This is a genomic window from Clostridium sp. UBA1056, assembly GCA_002316385.1.
GTDB lineage: Bacteria > Bacillota > Clostridia > Clostridiales > Clostridiaceae > Clostridium_J.
The window spans coordinates 71,620-91,114 of record DCDL01000024.1 but is presented as its reverse complement, the minus strand read 5'-3'; the positions used below and the strand labels follow the sequence as shown (position 1 = coordinate 91,114).

At 29.7% G+C, this 19,495-nt stretch carries 19 protein-coding genes and 1 riboswitch; of the genes, 3 read left to right on the top strand and 16 right to left on the bottom strand.

The window, feature by feature from the left end:
• Nucleotides 1–76: 76 nt before the first annotated feature.
• The 15 genes from B3W71_RS07385 to B3W71_RS07315 form a co-directional block, all read right to left on the bottom strand.
• Nucleotides 77–1,018 carry an SPFH domain-containing protein gene (locus B3W71_RS07385; protein ID WP_346888295.1) on the bottom strand — a complete coding sequence of 314 codons (942 nt, stop codon included), beginning with the start codon at nt 1,016–1,018 and terminating at the stop codon, nt 77–79.
• 5 nt (nt 1,019–1,023) lie between these two features.
• On the bottom strand, nt 1,024–1,449 hold the full coding sequence (locus B3W71_RS07380; RefSeq protein ID WP_346888294.1) for an NfeD family protein: 426 nt from the start codon (nt 1,447–1,449) through the stop codon (nt 1,024–1,026).
• Between the two features lie 396 nt (nt 1,450–1,845).
• A complete protein-coding gene (locus B3W71_RS07375; protein ID WP_346888293.1) occupies nt 1,846–3,624 on the bottom strand; it encodes an aminopeptidase P family protein in 1,779 nt (592 codons plus the stop codon).
• A 215-nt stretch (nt 3,625–3,839) separates the two neighbouring features.
• The gene (gene hemB, locus B3W71_RS07370; RefSeq protein ID WP_346888292.1) at nt 3,840–4,805 is read right to left on the bottom strand and encodes a porphobilinogen synthase; all 966 of its coding nucleotides are present in this window, start codon (nt 4,803–4,805) and stop codon (nt 3,840–3,842) included.
• A 66-nt stretch (nt 4,806–4,871) separates the two neighbouring features.
• Entirely contained in the window at nt 4,872–6,326 is a 1,455-nt protein-coding gene (gene cobA / locus B3W71_RS07365) for a uroporphyrinogen-III C-methyltransferase (protein ID WP_346888291.1), read from the bottom strand.
• Nucleotides 6,327–6,345: 19 nt separating this feature from the next.
• Entirely contained in the window at nt 6,346–7,218 is an 873-nt protein-coding gene (hemC, locus tag B3W71_RS07360; protein WP_346888290.1) for a hydroxymethylbilane synthase, read from the bottom strand.
• Between the two features lie 39 nt (nt 7,219–7,257).
• Nucleotides 7,258–7,890, bottom strand: coding sequence for an NAD(P)-dependent oxidoreductase (locus B3W71_RS07355; RefSeq protein ID WP_346888289.1), 633 nt, complete (start codon nt 7,888–7,890; stop codon nt 7,258–7,260).
• Nucleotides 7,891–7,904: 14 nt separating this feature from the next.
• Entirely contained in the window at nt 7,905–9,026 is a 1,122-nt protein-coding gene (locus tag B3W71_RS07350; protein ID WP_346888288.1) for a histidinol-phosphate transaminase, read from the bottom strand.
• 54 nt (nt 9,027–9,080) lie between these two features.
• Nucleotides 9,081–10,046, bottom strand: coding sequence for an adenosylcobinamide-phosphate synthase CbiB (gene cbiB / locus B3W71_RS07345; protein ID WP_346888553.1), 966 nt, complete (start codon nt 10,044–10,046; stop codon nt 9,081–9,083).
• Nucleotides 10,047–10,063: 17 nt separating this feature from the next.
• Nucleotides 10,064–11,560 carry a cobyric acid synthase gene (locus tag B3W71_RS07340; protein ID WP_346888287.1) on the bottom strand — a complete coding sequence of 499 codons (1,497 nt, stop codon included), beginning with the start codon at nt 11,558–11,560 and terminating at the stop codon, nt 10,064–10,066.
• Between the two features lie 187 nt (nt 11,561–11,747).
• Nucleotides 11,748–11,922, bottom strand: a riboswitch (cobalamin riboswitch).
• A gap of 58 nt (nt 11,923–11,980) precedes the next feature.
• On the bottom strand, nt 11,981–13,372 hold the full coding sequence (locus B3W71_RS07335; RefSeq protein WP_346888286.1) for an alpha/beta hydrolase: 1,392 nt from the start codon (nt 13,370–13,372) through the stop codon (nt 11,981–11,983).
• Between the two features lie 445 nt (nt 13,373–13,817).
• The gene (glyA, locus tag B3W71_RS07330; RefSeq protein WP_346888285.1) at nt 13,818–15,050 is read right to left on the bottom strand and encodes a serine hydroxymethyltransferase; all 1,233 of its coding nucleotides are present in this window, start codon (nt 15,048–15,050) and stop codon (nt 13,818–13,820) included.
• Between the two features lie 26 nt (nt 15,051–15,076).
• Nucleotides 15,077–15,217 (bottom strand): hypothetical protein, encoded by a 141-nt coding sequence (locus B3W71_RS07325; protein WP_346888284.1) that lies wholly within the window; start codon nt 15,215–15,217, stop codon nt 15,077–15,079.
• Nucleotides 15,204–15,950, bottom strand: coding sequence for an FAD-dependent oxidoreductase (locus B3W71_RS07320; protein WP_346888283.1), 747 nt, complete (start codon nt 15,948–15,950; stop codon nt 15,204–15,206). Before B3W71_RS07320 ends, B3W71_RS07325 begins: the two co-directional genes overlap by 14 nt.
• Before the next feature lie 26 nt (nt 15,951–15,976).
• Nucleotides 15,977–16,408 (bottom strand): FAD-dependent oxidoreductase, encoded by a 432-nt coding sequence (locus B3W71_RS07315; protein WP_346888552.1) that lies wholly within the window; start codon nt 16,406–16,408, stop codon nt 15,977–15,979.
• A gap of 204 nt (nt 16,409–16,612) precedes the next feature.
• On the opposite strand from B3W71_RS07315, the gene B3W71_RS07310 reads away from it, so the two are divergent.
• Entirely contained in the window at nt 16,613–16,795 is a 183-nt protein-coding gene (locus B3W71_RS07310; protein ID WP_346888282.1) for a hypothetical protein, read from the top strand.
• 52 nt (nt 16,796–16,847) lie between these two features.
• Here the strand turns inward: B3W71_RS07310 and yfcE are convergent, their stop codons facing one another.
• Nucleotides 16,848–17,393, bottom strand: a complete 546-nt coding sequence (gene yfcE / locus B3W71_RS07305) for a phosphodiesterase (RefSeq protein WP_346888281.1) — start codon at nt 17,391–17,393, stop codon at nt 16,848–16,850.
• A gap of 152 nt (nt 17,394–17,545) precedes the next feature.
• Here yfcE and B3W71_RS07300 point away from each other — a divergent pair, with 152 nt between their 5' ends.
• Both B3W71_RS07300 and B3W71_RS07295 read left to right on the top strand, forming a co-directional pair.
• Complete coding sequence (locus B3W71_RS07300; protein ID WP_346888280.1) at nt 17,546–17,797, top strand: NAD(P)H-dependent oxidoreductase subunit E; 252 nt, start codon at nt 17,546–17,548, stop codon at nt 17,795–17,797.
• Nucleotides 17,788–19,494, top strand: a complete 1,707-nt coding sequence (locus B3W71_RS07295) for a [Fe-Fe] hydrogenase large subunit C-terminal domain-containing protein (protein ID WP_346888279.1) — start codon at nt 17,788–17,790, stop codon at nt 19,492–19,494. Before B3W71_RS07300 ends, B3W71_RS07295 begins: the two co-directional genes overlap by 10 nt.
• Nucleotide 19,495 lies beyond the last annotated feature (1 nt).

The following is a 19,495-nucleotide window of genomic DNA, read 5'->3' as shown; positions in this document are numbered from 1 at the left end:
ATTATAATATAAATGTTGTAATTATATTATATGTAAAACAAAGCATTAGGATATATCCTAATGCTCTGATATTTTATTATTTATTATTTTTAAGCATTTCACCTATAGCTGCTATGCTTCCAAGAGAAGATAGTGTTTCATTTGGTAGTATAAGCTTATTAGCTGGATTATTAGCCATTTCTTTAAGTGCTTCAACTTGTTTTAAAGCTATAACAGTTTCATTGGTTCCAGATTGAATAATAGCTTCATTTACTTTTTTTATAGCTTCCGCTTCTGCTTCTGCAATTCTTGTGATTGCGTTAGCTTTACCTTCTGCTTCAAGTAATTGAGATTCTTTTAATCCTTCTGCTCTTCTAATATTAGCTTCTTTTTCTGCTTCAGCACCAAGTATTAGTCCTCTCTTTTCTCCTTCTGCTTTTTCAATTTGTGATTGTCTTAAGCCTTCAGCTTGAAGAATCATCGCTCTTTTATCTCTTTCAGCTCTCATTTGTTTTTCCATTGCCTGTTGAATTTCAGTAGGTGGAACAATATTTTTAATCTCTACAGATAATATCTTTATTCCATAAGCATCAGTAATATTATCAACAATTTGTAATAGCTTTGAGTTTATTAAGTCTCTTCCCGCTAGCACTTCATCTAGAGTCATATCACCTAGTATATTTCTCATGTTAGTTATAGTTGAATACATTATACCTTGAACATAGCTTTCTATGTTGTAAACAGCATCCTTTGCATTTAAAACTTGATAGAATATAACATTGTCTACAGAGATATTAACGTTATCTTTAGTTATTACATTTTGTGGTGCAATATCAAGTATTTGTTGTTTAACGGAAACCTTCTTTCTGATAAAATCCACAAAAGGAATTGTTAAATGCCAGCCAGGTTCTAGAATTTTATAAAACTGACCAAACCTTTCCATGACATAGTTGTAACCGGTATTGACTACTTTAACTGATGAAATTATGATTACTAGAGCTACAAATAGTATAACTAAAATACCAACCACTAATCCCATTCAAATCACTCCTTTTTAATTAATAATTTATTATTTTCAATTTTTAACACCTTAAAAGTATCACCAATATTTATATCTTCACCTGTGTTTTTAGCTGTCCAGTAAACTTCATTAACTTTTATTCTGCATTCTTTATTACTCTCTAATCTAACATCAGATGTAAATTCTCTATCTTCATACTTACTAACTAATGGTTTCTCATTTGGTATATTTCCATGAATATATTTTTTAGATACTTTTAATCCAAATATAATTGCTATTGTGCCTATTATTAAAGCAATCCATATTTGAGTAGTAAAATCCACAAAGTATCCAGCTATAAAAGCAGGAATAAATCCTATCCCCAGCCATGAGAAGGTAAAATTACTTGTAGTTATATCTATAACTATTACAAAGATAAGTAATCCAAACCAAATCCAGTTTAATCCCATTAAATATCACCTCTCAATTCGAATAATATTAATAAACATCTATAAAATATTATATGCATGTGTACTAAGTATAATTATATCACATTGCAGTAAAATATTATATTTTTTTCTTATATTTAATTAGGCATTTTTTTGTTACCTAAAGCATATATATTATAAGTGTACATATAGGCAATATTAAGTTTGGAGGTATGGCCATGAATCGTAATTCTAATATGCCCAGTTATTTGTTTATAGGTATGTTATTAATTATAATATCAGGACTATTTAAAATGTTATAATACTAAACTAAAAATCATCCCTAATATCAGGGATGATTTTTAGTTTAATGTATTTAATATTTTATAATACAAATTTGTGGCTATAAGAAATGTAACTTCTTAAAGTTTATTTTATCTATATTTCTCTAGTTTCTTTCTTTAAGAATTCTTTTTCTTCAACATTTAGATAAGGTGATAGAATATTATATACTTCCTTATGATAATTATTTAAGAATAATCTTTCCTTTTCAGTAAGCATATCCACCATTATACCATTCAAATCTATAGGGCAATAAGTAGCTACATCGAACTTCATAAATTGTCCTCCATATTCTGTTTCACTATCCTTAGAAACAAATAACAAATTCTCTATTCTAATGCCATGTTTTCCTTCTTTATATACCCCTGGCTCATTAGTTATATTCATACCTTCTTCTAGAACTACAGTATTAGGAACTTGAGCGAATCCTTGAGGCCCTTCATGAACATTAAGGAAAAATCCAACTCCATGTCCTGTTCCACATTTATAATCTATTCCGGCTTCCCAAAGTGGTGTTCTCGCAATAATATCTAAGTTAGATCCTGTAGCACCATATAAAAATTTCGCCATAGTTAAAGCTAAATTGCTCTTAACTACAAGGGTAAAATCTTTTCTTTCTTCTTCAGTTAAGTCACCAAGAACTATAGTTCTTGTTATATCTGTAGTTCCATCGTAATACTGTCCACCTGAATCTATTAGGAATAACCCTTGTGGTTTTAAAACATAATTACTTTCTGGTGTTGCAAAATAATGCATCATAGCAGCATGTTCTTTATAGGCAGCTATAGTGGAAAAGCTTGGTTCAACAAAGTACTCTTGTTCACTCCTTAATTTAGTCAATGTGCCTGTAGCTGACATCTCAGATATCTCTTTTTTTCCTATATTTTCTTTTAAGTACTTTATAAACTTAACCATAGCAACTCCATCTTTTATAGTACAATTTCTAAAGTTGCTTCTTTCTACTTCATTTTTTATGGCTTTTAAATCTGTAGTTATATTTCTCTTTTCAATCTTAGAAATAGAATCTTTTAATGAAGTAAGTATTTTTACATTTGTTTTATTTGGATCGAATAATATAGACGTATCTTGGAGCTCACTTAATCTTTTATATATTTCATTATATTCTGATAAGTCTACAGAAGAAGATTTTAAATTATCTATAACTTCATCATTTAATTTATTATTGTCAATAAAAAGCTTTGCAGAATTCATACTAATCAATAAATAAGCTATTGTTACAGGACTGCTTTCTACATCATTTCCTCTAATATTTAATGTCCATGCGATATCATCTAAAGAACTTAGTATATAATACTCAGCACCTATTGCCTTCATTTTTTCTCTAACAGCTCCAAGTTTCTCTGTTGCCGATTTTCCTGCAAATTTAACATCATGAAGAAATACCTTTGTATTTGGCATGTTTGGTCTATCAACCCAAATTGGAGATATTAAATCTTTATTAGGATTTATATCTATATTTTTGCTTTTAAATGTCTCTTTCATAGTTTTAAATATACTAATAGGCATTACAGTTCCATCAAATCCAACTACATCTCCTGGATTAAGTTCTTCCTTAAGAAACTCTGTATAAGTAGGTATTTTAGGCTGTCCCATTTTGAAAAGTTCTATACCACTACCAGTTAATTGTTTTTCGGCTTGAATATAATAACGACCATCTGCCCATAATATAGCTCTGTTAAGAGTCACAACTACAGTTCCTGCTGAACCTGTAAAACCAGAAATCCATGCTCTAGCTTTGAAGTATTCAGCTACATATTCACTTTGATGAGAATCAAAGCTAGGAATAATATAAGCTGATAATTTATTTTCTTTCATAGCCGCTCTAAGACTTTCAATTTTTTCTTTAACATTCATCAATATTCACCCCTATTTTTACTAATAAATATCTAACCATATTATACTGCTAAAAGTCTATATATTCAATGTTATAATTTATAAATGTGAACTTTGTTTTCAAATTATTCATTATACCAAATGTTATATAATGTAATTCCTTCGTAAACTTCTTGGATATTTTAAAAACCCACTGTTTTATTACAATGGGTTTTTAATTAAGCTTATTAAATTTACTATTCTTTAATCCATTTACTTGCTTCTAATGCATAGTAAGTAATAATTAATTTAGCACCGGCTCTTTTTATTGAAGTTAGCATTTCAAGGGCAGCTCTTTTTTCATCAATTAATCCATTTGCACCAGCAGTTTTAATCATAGCATATTCTCCACTAACATTGTAAGCTGCTATAGGCATATTAAATGTCATACTAGCCTCTTTTATTATGTCTAAGTATAGTATAGCTGGTTTAACCATTACTATATCTGCACCTTCTTCAATATCTGCAGCAATTTCTCTCATAGATTCTCTTCCATTGGCAGGATCCATTTGATAGCTATTTCTATCCCCAAATTGAGGAGTTGAATTTGCAGCTTCTCTAAATGGACCATACATAGCAGAACTATATTTAGCGCTATAACTCATTATAGCTATATGCTCAAATCCATTTTCATCTAATATATCTCTTATAATCTTAACTCTACCATCCATCGCATCAGAAGGCGCAACCATGTCAGCTCCAGCTTTAGCATGGGAAAGAGCAATTTTAGCTAAATACTTTAAAGTTTCATCATTATCTATTCTTTCATTCTTAATTATTCCACAATGTCCATGACAAGTGTATTGGCACATACATACATCTGTAATAACAAATAAATCCTTAGATATTTCTTTAACTTTTCTTATTGCTCTTTGAACAATACCATCTTCACGGAAAGCTGAAGATGCAATTTCATCTTTTTCATCTGGAATCCCAAATAAAATTATACCTTTTACTCCTGTTTTGATAACTTCATCTATAACTTCAGGTAATCTATCCAATGACCAATGATAATTACCTACTAAAGAAGGAATTTCTTTTTTAATATTTTCACCTTCTACTACAAAGATTGGGTATATGAAATCATTGCTATTTAAAACAGTCTCACGTACCATATCTCTTATTGCACTAGTTTCTCTTAATCTTCTATATCTTTTGAACATAATAAACACAGCCCTTCAATGATAATAAGGCCATGATACACCTACCTTTCAATACTTTAAAATAATTTATTTAAGTAAGGTATCTATAATACCTTGATTACCAATTCTATCACATTCCATATATGGTAATTGATGGCGATCTAAAGCCTTTGAAGTAATAGGCCCTATTGATATAATTGATTTTTCTCTAATTTTATCTATACCAACTAAAGTAATCATATTTTCTACAGTAGTTGGACTAGTAAATACTACTGTATCACAATTGTCAAAGGAAATTAAATTATGATTTTCACCAACAACTGTATCATAAACTGGTATATCATCTACCTCAGCTCCAAGATTGCGAAGCTCCTTCACAATATAATCTCTTCCCTTCTTAGAACGTGGAATTAATATTTTATCTCCTGAAGAAATCCTTGGCTCTATAGCTTTAAATAATCCTTCACCAGTAAATTCCTTTGCTGTTAAGCTAGGAATTATTCCTTTAGCTTTTAAGGCTTTGGTAGTAGCATCCCCTATAGAAATAAAGTCTCCTTTAATTCTTCTTATGTCTATATCATTATGAGCTAATGCATTAAATAACATTTCAACTCCGTTTATACTAGTTAATAGTATGTATTTATAATCCTCTAGTTTATTTTCTATCCCTTTAATACTTTCAAGATTAGCTTCTATTGCTATAGAATTTATCTCTGTAACAGACGCTCCTAATTTAGAAAGCTCATCACAAATTTCCTTACTTTGAGCTCTACTTCTAGTTATACAAATATTTCTTCCGAATAGAGGCAATTTCTCAAACCAGTTTAACTTATCATTAAAATTAACTACTTGTCCCACCACAATGATGGATGGATTTGAAATGCCCCTTTCTTTTGCTATTCTAGTTATGTCTTTTAAAGTTCCTACGGCTTTCTTTTGTTTAGATGTAGTCCCACTCATTACAAGAGCTGCCGGAGTATCCTCACTCAATCCAGCAGTAATAAGACCATTGCAAATACTTTCTAATTGTTCGTACCCCATCATAAAAATCAAGGTGCCTTTTAATTTAGCTATAGTGTCAAAATCTAAATTTAAACTAGCAGCACTTTTAGCCGTAAATACATGGAAACTTTGAGCAATCTTTCTATGTGTTACAGGTATACCACCATAATTAAGTGCTGCAATAGGTGAAGTTATTCCAGGTACCACTTCAAAATCAATGTTCTCATCTATAAGAGCTAAAGCTTCTTCTCCACCACGACCAAAGATATATGGATCTCCACCTTTAATTCTTCCAACAATATGGCCTTCCTTAGCCAATTTAACTAACGTCTCATTAATTTCTTCTTGTGTTTTATAGTGGCATCCTGGTTCTTTTCCACAATAATAAAGCTTTGCATCTTCATTTACATATTTTAATATCTCAGAACCAGATAATCTATCGTAAAGTATAGCTGTACATTCTTTCAAAGCCTTTACAGCCCTTAATGTTATTAAGTCTGGTGATCCTGGACCACCGCCAATTAAATAAACCTTTCCCATACACCCTCCTATTTTATATCTATTTATTTAAGATATTTTGTGATAATTTTTTTCCTAAGTTTAAGTAGTCTTCCTTCTTTCCAACTACAGTGTCTTTTACTAATTTACCATTAACCTCATATATACCCATAATGGTCATTACATCATCTTCTATAGTTGCATATGCTCCAATGGTAGAATGACAATCACCCTTTAATTCTCTCATAAAGCTTCTTTCAGCTTCTACACAAACTCTAACTTGCTCATTATCTAAAGCTTTTAATACCTCTGCATATTCACAGTTTTCATAAACTTCTATTCCTAGAGCTCCTTGTGCAATGGCAGGAACAATTTCATTTACCTCAAAATAATTAGTAATGATTTCTTCTAGTCCTAATCTTTTCAGACCAGCAGCAGCTAGCACTATACCATCTAAATTCTCATTTTTAATTTTATCAATCCTTGTTTGCACATTACCTCTTACCGGAACGATTTCAATATCTGGTCTTAAAAGTAGAATTTGTTCACTTCGTCTTTTACTACTAGTACCAACTCTAGCACCTTTAGGCAAATCAAAAAATGAAACTCCATTCATTGATACAAAAGCATCCCTTACATCTTCTCTTATTGGCATAGCAGCAATGGAGAATCCTTCTGGTAACTCATAAGGTACATCCTTCATACTGTGGACTCCACCATGTGCTGTTCCATCGATTATTAACTTCTCTAATTCCTTTATAAATACTCCCTTTCCACCAATTTTATCTAATGTTACATCAAGTCTTCTATCTCCTAAGGTATCTGTAAGAACCTTTTCACATTTTACATGGTGTAGTTTCTCAACTAAATTCATCACATAATCCGTTTGAACTTGAGCAAGTTTGCTTTTTCTTGTGGCTAATTTTAAATTCAATTATACTCCTCCATTCATAATATAAACTTAAGTCTATACTTAATTATCTATTAGTTCCGGATAAAACAACTCTAAAATATGAATATGACAACCTTTATTAAAGAAGAAAAGAAAATCTTCAGAACATACAAAATTTAGAATTTCATTTTTATTATTAAAATTTGTTACATTATTTCTAATATGAGTTATAAATTCTATATAATTATCAAATTCTTTAAGATATTCTTTTCCCTTATTACATAAGAATACTGATGCCTTAGGATTTTTTCCATTTATTCGAATTCCTAAAGCTATATTTTTGCTTCTTCTTGTAGCACAAAGAATTGCTTTAGAATTTTCAGGTATTGTAGTATCAATAAAAATTTTATTTTTACTATCACATATACTCCTAATACTATCATTGAATTTCTCATCACTTGTACAAATCACAATTAAATGATAATCATCCAATAACTCATTAGTAAAAGGATTATAAAGAAGTTTTAAGTTCGGATAAGTGTAATCTAATTCTTTAAATTTTGCAGTAAACTCTTTTGATATACAATGAACTATAAATCCATTATCTAATAAGGTTTTTGTTTTTATTAAAGCACCATTTCCGCCACCTAATATTAAAACTTTAGTATTCATCCCATTTAATGAAATAAACACAGAATTATTAAAACTATCCATGAAAACCCTATCCTTTATTTAAATATTTTCAGTGAACTATTAATTTCGACTAAAGCACTTATAATAGTTTCATTCATATCTCTAGTTTTTATAGCTATTCTAACAAAGCTATCATCAAGACCAATATAATTATTACAATTTCTAATCAAAATTTTCTTTTTCATAAGTTCTTTTAAAAGTTCTGAACTAGTAATTCCTTTAATTTTACAAAGAAAATAATTACCATTACTTTCATAAACTTTTTCAATAAAATCTATTGTGTTCAGTTGACTTCTCATAAAGTCTCTTTCACATATTAACCAGCTTTTACTTTTATTTATAAATTCTTCATCAAATAAAGCATACTTAACAGCAACTTCTGCAAAACAATTTACTGTCCAAGGATTTTGATTTTGCTGAATAAATTCTAATAATCTATTATTTCTACTTATAGCATAACCAAAACGAATACCTGCCATAGAGAAGAATTTTGTTATAGCTCTAACTACTACAATGCAACTATAACTATTTATACAATTAATTATACTCTTATTATTGTCCAATATAAACTCTATAAAAGCTTCATCTACAATTACTAATTTATTATTAGCTTCACAATAATTCAATATTTTTTTGAACTTCTCATGATTAATAATACAGCCATTAGGATTATTGGGATTGGCTATTATTAAGCCTTCCGTATCTTGTAACTTAGCAAATATATCTTCATAATCATATTCCATAGACTCATTTAAGAAAGAATAATTAATACTCAATTTATGTTTTTTACTAAAGTCATCATATTCTACAAATGATGGAACTACTATAGTTATAGATTTTAGGTAGCTTATTACCAAATCTAAAATTTCAGCCGCTCCATTTCCTACTATGATGTTGTTAATGCCTATACTTTTAAAATAATCTTCTTTATACCCATTTCCATTAAAATACTCATCACTTTTAAATAAATAGTTCAACAGATTATTTTTTAATTCTCTATATTTTATGTCTGGATACAGTGGTACTTTTCCCAAAGCTTCTCCTATATTATTTTTAAATTTTTCTGATATAGGTATAGGATTTACATTGGAACTAAAGTCTAGAAGCGTTCTTCCTATTAAAGTACCTTCAGTATATATATCTCCTCCATGTTTCAAAATAGATATATGCCACCTTTCATTCTAATATGTGTAAGTTATAAGTAATCATCGTTAATAAAATATAACTAAAGATGCTAAACTTAAAATTACTAATAAAATTTCACTACTATACATTAATATTATAGATTTCTTTATATGAATATAACTTAAAGGTATTACGGAATCCCCAATGGTTGGTTTCTCTACCACTTCTCCAAAATAAGTATTAGTACCACCTAATTGAATATTTAGGGCTCCAGCGGTAGCCCCTTCAGGATAAGCACAGTTTGGACTTTTATGATTCTTTCTGTCTCTCACCATAATCTTAAAGGATTTAATTATACTTCCATTAACTATCCATGCTGTAAGGCACATTAGTATTCCTGTTAACCTAGCAGGAATAAAATTAAATATATCATCTATATTTGCTGGGAAAAAACCTATATTCTTGTACTTTTCATTTAAGTATCCTACCATAGAATCCATAGTATTAATTCCCTTATACATCATAGCAAACGGAGCTCCACCTATGATAGCATACATTATAGGTGCAATTATACCATCAGAAGTATTTTCAGCTATAGTTTCTACATCTCCTCGAATTATTTCATCTTCACTTAGAGATGTGGTATCTCGTCCCACAATATATGAAAGTTTAACTCTTCCCTCTTCTATATCATCTTTAGCAAGGGCATTATAAACTTCAATTCCTGCTAAGTGAAGACTTTTAGCTGCAAGCGTTGTCCATATTATTAAGGTATTAACAATAATAAAAACAATATTATTTATTATTGCAAATCTAAGTAATACATAGGGAATAACGTATGTTGTTATATACACTATAAATACCATAAATAAAGAAGCCCACTTTAATTTCTCATTATTTGGAAAGTGTTTTCTTAACCATTTTTCTAAGGAACCAATAAGTTTTCCTATATATATAATAGGATGTGGTAACCAATTAGGATCGCCTAAAATAAAATCTAAAATAACTGCTAAAAATACACAAAATATATTTAAAGATATGTGAAAATTAATCATAATAATATCTCCCGTTATCTATTTAAGCCCATTATTTTATAAACTTTATCCATATCTATAGCCTCTCTTACTAAGTCAGCTAATTTATCCAATTCCTTTTCTCTTAGATGTTCATAAGGTTTAGAAACTTTTTCTCCAATACCTTTATTTCTTCTTAACTCATTAATAATATGTTGTCTAAATTCAACACCATCAAAAATACCATGAATGTAAGTTCCAATTACATTTCCTTTATTATTTACTACTCCATCTAAATGATGAGTCTCTTGGTTGTTGCTTTTATTTATAATAATAAGATTTTTACCCTCATCTATAAGTGTAGTTTTTCCCATGTGTATTTCATATCCATATATATTTAAAGTTTTATCATTATTTATTAAATCTTTTTCTATGATACCATTAACTCTAGTAGTAACCTTTCTCTCCTCAAATACTGTCCTTATAGGTAAAAGATTTAATCCCTCCATAGATTCTAATGAAGTTTCAACCCCATAAGGATCCTCTAATATTTTACCTAACATTTGATAACCACCACATATACCTATAATTTTGCCATTGCTTTCATATTCTTTGATTTTGTTATATAATCCTGAACTTTTTAAATACTCCAAATCACCTAAGGTATTTTTAGTTCCAGGTATTATAACTAAGTCAGGATTTTTAAATTCATTTACAGTTTCCACATACCTTACAGATACATCTGGCTCCATAGCTAAAGCATCAAAGTCAGTAAAGTTTGATATATGAGGCAATTTTATAATAGCTACATCTATTTTATCTGTAATATTCTTGTTAAGCTCAACTGCTCCATCTTCATCCTCTAAATCTAATTTAAAATATGGAACAACCCCAAAACAATCCTTATGAGTTAACTCCTCTAAGCTATCAACCCCTGATTTAAGTAGTGAGATATCTCCTCTAAATTTATTTATAATAGTGCCTTTAACTCTATTTTTCTCTTCATCGCTAAGTAACATAATAGTACCTAATAAAGAAGCAAATACTCCGCCCTTATCAATATCCCCTACAAGTAAAACAGGAGCATCTACTAATTCTGCCATTCCCATGTTAACAATATCATTATCTCTTAAATTTATTTCTGCTGGGCTTCCTGCACCTTCCATAACAATAATATCAAATTGATTTTCTAGCTCTTCAAATGCAGATTTCAAATCATCCTTGAATTTAACTTTTAAATTATGATACTCCTTCGCATTAGAATAACCATAGACTTCTCCATTAAAAATTATTTGACAGTTTTTATCTGTAGTAGGTTTTAATAGAATAGGATTCATATACACCTGTGGTTCTAATCCTGCAGCATAAGCTTGTAGTACCTGAGCACGTCCCATTTCTTTTCCATCTAGTGTTATATATGAGTTAAGGGACATGTTTTGTGATTTATATGGACATACCAAATATCCATCTTGCTTAAATATTCTACATAGGGCAGTAACTAGTATACTTTTTCCTACAGATGAGGCTGTACCTTGAATCATTATTTTAGCCATTTATTATACCTTCTTTCTATTTGAATAAAATAAAAAGCAAGGAAGAAAAGCTCCCTTGCCCAATTAAATAAAAAATTCCACTTTAGTAAAATAAGAATATAAGCTTAAATATAAGTAAAATAAAACTTATAAAGATTTTTCATTTTGCTTATATATTAACTTAGTCACTAAAATAGCTCATTTCCCTCCGAAAGCTCACATTTAGGCAGGTCTCCTGGCTTATGAATCATTCTAACCTCACCTTCCCCTATCAAGAGTGGTGTTTTGAGGGTCGTCATCATTTACAGTAGCGGGGGCTGCTATGGACTCTAACCATATTCCCTTTTCACTTTTTAAAAAGCACCTAAAATACTATTTAATTTTCATCCTAATTATAAGAGGTTTAAACAAATAAGTCAATATCATCTAAATATTACTCATCTATTCTCCCTTAATCCAACTAGAAATATCTTTTATTACAACATCATCCACCTTCTTTTGAATAGTATAATCTCCAGGAGATGGCTTTGAGTCAGCCTTCATAAATATGTGAGATAACTTCTTATAACTTTCAAATACAAAATTATTTTTATCAGCTAGTTTATTTTTATAAGTTTCAAAGTTTTCCATTGGTAATTGATAATCGCGTTCTCCTTGAAGTACTAACGTAGGTTTTGATATTTTATCCCACTGATCCAATCCATTATAATTATTTAGAAAGTTCCAATACGTTTGACCCATGCCTAAAATAAGTTTATCATCAACAGCTTTTCCACTCTTAAGATCCTTTACTAAGTTATAAGATTCATTAAATTCTTCTAAGGCAGTCTCCTCTTCATCTACAACTTTTCCATCATAGTTTGCTAGATAATCATATTGCTCCTTCATTAAATCCTCAAATGGCACTGCTATGGTTCCAGCTAAAGATATACCACCTTTAACTGATGGTGCTTTATCATATATTAAAGGTAAAAAATATCCAGACAAACTATGCCCTAACACAAATATATTCTCTTGGTCTATTTCATCCCTTGATTTCAAATAATCAACAGCTGCAGCTACATCGTCTAGAATTTCAAATTCTGGAGTTATGTCTTCAATTTCTTTCTGGCTTAGATCAGTGCCATAGGTGTAGGTTCTTTTATCATATCTAAGAACAGCTATACCATTCTCGGCTAAACCTTCAGCTATATCTTTAAAAGGTTTATTTATGCCATTGATAGTCTCATCCCTGTCATTAGGACCTGATCCGTGAACCAACACCACTGCTGGGGCTTTTGTTTCTGCATTTTTAGGTACTAATAGAGTCCCATTAGATTTATATTTTTCATCTCCAAAGGTAACAGCTTCTCCCTTATATTCCTTGGCATCAGCCTTTTCACCTTCTATTACAGATTCTTGAAGTGAATACCCTTCTATAGATTTATTATCTTCAGTAAATGAAATTTTCAAATCATAAGTTCCTTTTTCAAACTCAGAATATACTAATACACTTTTATAACCAGAGTCTAAAACCACTCTAAAGTTATCATAGCTTTGAAGCTTCCCTAATTGTTTATTTAAAGATTTATTTTGTTTTTTCATTTTCTCCTTGTCAACTACTGCTTTAAAATCTTCTGAGGTCATAGCATACATTCCATCGCTATTATAATTTTTAAAATAGTTTATAAAGGTTTTAGCATTTTCAACTAAATCCTCACTAACTTGCACAGAAATTTCTGCATTATCACTTTCAATATTAGAATCTGTTGATGTAGAACTATTACACCCAACAAAGCTAAGAGTCATTATAGTTACTAATGCCACACTCACAATCTTTCGTATATTTTTCATTAATATACCTCCAAACAATCTGTTCTTTATATTAATAGTTAATTACTTAACTATTAAAGAAATAATATACTATTTATAAATATATTACAATTAAAACTAATTTATAATATAACTTTTATTAATCTTACTTGACGCTTTTAATTGATAGTATTACATATACCCTCAATGCCTTATATTTCACTAGGTATTGAAGCTCTAAACTCCTCACTCTCATTAATTAATTAGCATTTTAAAATTTTAAAAAGTTAAAATTTTAAATATTAAAAAAGTTATATATTTCTATAGATAAAATCTTACATATACCGCATTATCTTTGAAAATATTTTATAAAAACTCCATATTAAGCTAGTACAATAGGCAAGCTTTTATGCCTTTCTTCTTATCTTTAAAAAAATATAGACACCTAGCATTTTATGTCTGCTAGGCATCTATATTGAGGAATAATTTATTTATATAGTGGAATTTTATTGCAAAGAGCCTTAACTCTTTCCTTAGCAGCCGATAAATCACTGTCTCTATTATCAATTGCCCAATTAATTATATCAGCAATTTCAATCATTTCCTCTTTTCCAAAGCCTCTAGTAGTAGTCGCTGGAGTACCTATTCTAATACCACTAGTTACAAATGGACTTTGAGTTTCAAAAGGTATTGTATTTTTGTTTACAGTAATTCCAACTTCATCTAATAGATGTTCTGCTGCTTTTCCTGTTATATCTTTATTTCTTAAATCCACAAGGATTAAATGATTATCAGTACCGTCAGAAACTAAGTTAAATCCTCTTTCTTTTAATGCATTTGCAAGGATTTTAGCATTTTCTAAAACTCTTTGTTGATACTCTTTAAAAGATGGTTCTAAAGCTTCTTTAAAGCAAACAGCTTTAGCTGCAATAGTGTGCATTAATGGGCCACCTTGTATTCCTGGAAATATAGTTTTATCTACCAATTTTGCATACTTTTCTTTACAAAGGATTGCTCCACCTCTTGGTCCCCTTAAAGTTTTGTGGGTTGTTGTTGTAACAAAATCTGCATATGGTACTGGGCTTTGATGAAGCCCAGCGGCAATCAGTCCAGCTATATGAGCCATATCTACCATCATATATGCACCTATTTCATCACAAATTGCTCTTATTCTATCAAATTTTATTGTTCTTGGATAAGCACTAGCTCCTGCAACTATCATTTTAGGTTTTTCTTCTAAAGCAGCAGTTCTCAACGCATCATAATCGATAAATCCATCCTTACCTACTCCATAGGATATGAATTTATATAATTTTCCTGAAAAATTAACTGAACTTCCGTGAGTTAAGTGTCCACCATCAGATAAATTCATTCCCAATACTTTATCTCCTGGTTCTAATACACTCATATAAACAGCCATATTAGCTTGAGATCCTGAATGAGGTTGAACATTAGCATGATCTGCACCAAATAGCTTACACATTCTATCTCTAGCAATATTTTCAGCAATATCTACACATTCACATCCACCATAATATCTTTTTCCTGGATATCCTTCTGCATATTTATTCGTAAGAGTAGACCCCATGGCTTCTCTTACAGCCTCACTTGTAAAGTTTTCTGAAGCTATAAGTTCAATTTTACTTTCTTGTCTTGCAGTTTCAAGACAAATTGCTTCATAAATTTCTGAATCAGTGTTTTTTATGTTCTCTAAGTTCATACATACTCCTCCTCCTATAGTTAAAATTAATTGTTTTTTGGTGGAACCATATGAATGGCTTCTCCAACTAGTCCATTAACAGCTTCAATAAATGTTTCTGACAATGTTGGATGCGCATGAATTACATTTTTAATATCTCCTATTTTAAGCTTCTTAGAAATAAGCAAGAGTACACTCATGGATTAAATCTGAAGCATGAGGACCCATAATATGAGCTCCAATTAATGCATTATCATTTTTATCTTCTGTTAAATTATTAGTTGGTATCAATTTTATGAAACCTTCACCTTCACCTAAAGTTACAGCTTTGCCGTTGGCCCCAAATATAAATTTAGAAATTTTATAATTAAGACCCGTAGCCTTTGCTTCATCTTCTGTAACTCCAACACATGCAACTTCAGGAAAAATAAAGATACAGCTCGGAATAATGTTATCTACATTGGCAGAATTATCACCAATTATATGATGTGTAACATGCTCACCTTGATGTAAAGCAGCATGTGCAATCATGGATATACCATTTACATCACTAATAGCGTAAATTCCTTTGATAGAAGTTTCATAGTTTAAATCCACTTTAATTCCTTTTTTAGTTGTACCTATGCCTATCTCTTCTAAGTTTAAATTATCAACTAAAGCACTTCTTCCTGTAGATATAAGAATTCTTTCACTTTCATAAAAAACTTCTCCTTTTTTACCTTCCCCAAAGATTACAAATCCCTCTGTTGTTTTCTCTATTTTAGTTATTTTTGTTGATGTGTTAATAGTTATACCTTTCTTTTTTAGTGAAGGAATAAGACGTTTTGTAATATCACTATCCACTAGTCCTAATATATTAGGCAGATATTCCACTACGGTAACTTTTGTACCCATTTCATTAAAAATACATGCAAGTTCCATACCTATAACGCCACCACTAACTACTGTTAAAGATTTGGTATAGCTTCAAAGCTTAGAATATCTTCACTTGTGTATATACCATCAAGATTAGCACCTTCAATAGGTGGAATTGTAGGTGTAGATTCTGTGGCAATTACTATATTTTTACCTATTACTTCACATTCACTGTTATCTGCGGTAATAACTAATATAGTATTCTTATCTTTAAATTTAGCTTCCCCATATACAATTTGTACATTATTAGCTTTTAAAAGTTTAGAAATACCATCTACTAACTCATCTATAATCTTTTGTTTTCTTTTATGAATCTGTTCAATGTTAATGATATAATCATTAACATTTATACCAAATTCATCGATTCTTTTTAGTGTGCTTAATATTTCAGCATTCTTATACGAAGCTTTAGCAGGAATACATCCTCTATTTAAACATGTTCCACCTAGTTTTTTCTTTTCTATTAAGCAAACTTTAGCACCTAGCCTTGTAGCACGAATAGCTCAACATAACCACCAGGTCCTTCACCTATCATTATAACATCATTTCTCATGTTGCACCTACTTCATTTTTATTTATTTGTAGAACTCTTTTTAAGTTATATCATTGAATAAATAATCCATCTTGTTATATAATCTATTTAGTAAACAATTATGCGGAGGAACCATATGGAAGTACATGTATTTCTTAAAAAGAAAAAAGAAGCTGAAATTTTTAAAGGAGACAGAATTGATGTCCTTGATTTTGAAATGTGCGGAGTTAAATATAAACAAGTGAGATATTTTAAAAATGGATTTAGTAAGAGTGAATTAATTGAATCTAATATAATTGATAAAATTATTAAAAAGTAGAGGAAACTTTAAGAGTGCTCCTCTACTTTTTATATATAAAATAAACAGCTATTTAGTTTAACCCTATCTTATTAATTATATCTCCTTCCAAAGTTTTTATATAGAAAAAATCTCCTTCTATAACTCCATAGCTATGAGGATTATTTTCTTTTGGATAAGATATAGATCCTGGATTAATTATAGAAATTCCATCTTTTCTGTTAAGCCCTAATATATGCGTATGACCATGTATCATTATATCTTCTGCAGATATATTAGGCATATTACTCTCATTGTATATATGTCCATGAGTTAGAAATAATTTTTTATTGTTATATAAAACTATAGAATAATCCCCCATACATGGAAAACTCAATAACATTTGATCTACTTCCGAATCACAGTTTCCACGTACTGCAATTATTTTATTACTATATTGATTTAATACCTCTGCTACTTCTTTAGGATTATATTCTTCAGGCAATGGATTTCTTGGACCATGATATAATATATCTCCAAGAATTAATAAATAAGCCCCTTCCTCACTATTAAATATTTCAATAGCCTTTTTTGTATATTTTAAAGAACCGTGAATATCAGAAATAACTACTAATTTCATTTTATTTCCTCCCAATAATATTTTTATATTTATTATTTACCTCACTTCTATAACATTGTCAAATATATATAACCATATGTCGTTGACGGTATTTTCTTAAAGTTCTATAATTTATTATATAGGATAAATGCAGGTTAAGGAGTGATTTTATTTTGATTGTTAAGGTATGTGTTGGAAGCGCTTGTTATGTTAGAGGTTCTCACAATGTAATAAACCAAATTAAAAACTTAATAGAAACAAATAATTTAACAGATAAAGTAGAATTAAAAGCTTCATTTTGCCTTGGTCATTGCACTGATTCAGTATGCGTTATGATAGATGATAAAATTTATAATGTAAATGAAGGTGAAGTGGATAAGTTTTTTGAAGAATATATAATTAAGAAGGTGAATTTATGCAAGTAATGAATTTTTCATCAGCTAATTGTAAAAATTGTTATAAATGTGTACGTACTTGTACAGTTAAAGCTATAGAAGTATTAAACGATCAAGCTAAAATTCAAGAAGATAGATGTATCTCCTGCGGTCACTGTTTAGTAGTGTGCCCTCAAAATGCTCGCCATGTACTTTCAGATATTGATGAGGTAAAAGCAGCATTAAGTAGCAATAAAACAGTGGTAGCTCAATTAGCACCTGCTTTTAGAGGAATATTCTCTTCTCCTTCCAAATTAATAACTGCTCTAAGAAAATTAGGCTTTTCTTATATTGAAGAAGTTTCTATAGGTGCAGAACTAGTAACTCAAGAATATGAAGACATAATTCATTGTAGTACAAACAATGAATTTATCACAAGTTGTTGCCCTTCAGTAGTAATGTTAATTGAAAAGTATTATCCAGAATTAATACCCTTAGTTTTGCCTGTATCCTCTCCTATGGTAGCCCATGGCAAAAGCATAAAGCAAAGATATGAGGAATCATATACTGTTTTTATAGGTCCTTGTATATCTAAAAAGTATGAAGCTTTATCTGAATCAAATTTAGGATTTGTCGATTCTGTATTAACCTTTGATGAAATTAATGATTTTATAAAGGAAGAAGGTATTGAATATTCTAAACTCGAAGATGGAGAAGTAGATTTTAGTGGTACAACTAGAGGCGATCGCTATCCAGTAGTGGGTGGAATATTAAATTCTATAAGGTCAACTATTGATAAAAAAGATTTAAATTTAATTAGAGTTCATGGTCTTGAAAACTGTAAAGTTATTTTAGAAGAGCTTAAAAATAATACTTTAAAGAATGTCTGTATAGAGTTAAGCGCCTGTAATGAAAGCTGTCTTGGAGGCCCTGGTATAATCTCTAAAGATGAATCTGTATATACTAGACTTCAAAGGATACAGGATTATTTGAAAGGTAAAGATAAGAATTCAAATATTGTTAATATAAATAGAAAAACCCTTAATCTTACAAGGAATTTTACAAGTAAAAAAATACATATGCTAAACCCAAATGAAGATGAAATTAAGACCCTTCTTAAGGAAATGGGAAAATACACTAAAGAAGATGAATTAAACTGTGGCGCTTGTGGGTATAACACCTGTGTTGAAAAGGCTATCGCCGTCTATAATGGAATGTCTCAAATTGAAATGTGTGTACCTTATATGAGATCTTTAGCTGAAAATATGAACAGTGAGATATTTAAAAATTCACCTAATGCTATAATTATAATTGATGATAATTTATTGATTAAAGATATTAACCCTTCTGGAAGAAGGATGTTCTTAAGTTGTGAAAATAAAAATGCAATAGGACTTCCTATAACTGATATAATACATGATTTAGATTTTAAAAAAGTAGCAGATACAAAAGAAAATATTTTAGGTAAAAAAGTGTTTTATAGTCAATTAGATTTTCACGGATATAAGAGTATAATCTATATTAAAAATCATTCATCTTTATTGATAACATTTACAGATATAACAGAAGAAGAAAATAGAAAGTTAGAATTAACCGAACTAAAGCATAAAGCTATCGATGTCACTCAATCAATTATAAATAAACAGATGATGGTAGCACAAGAAATTGCTAGCTTACTTGGTGAAACTACTGCAGAAACTAAAGTTGCTATCTTAGAATTAAAAAAAGTATTAGAAAAGGAAGACTAAT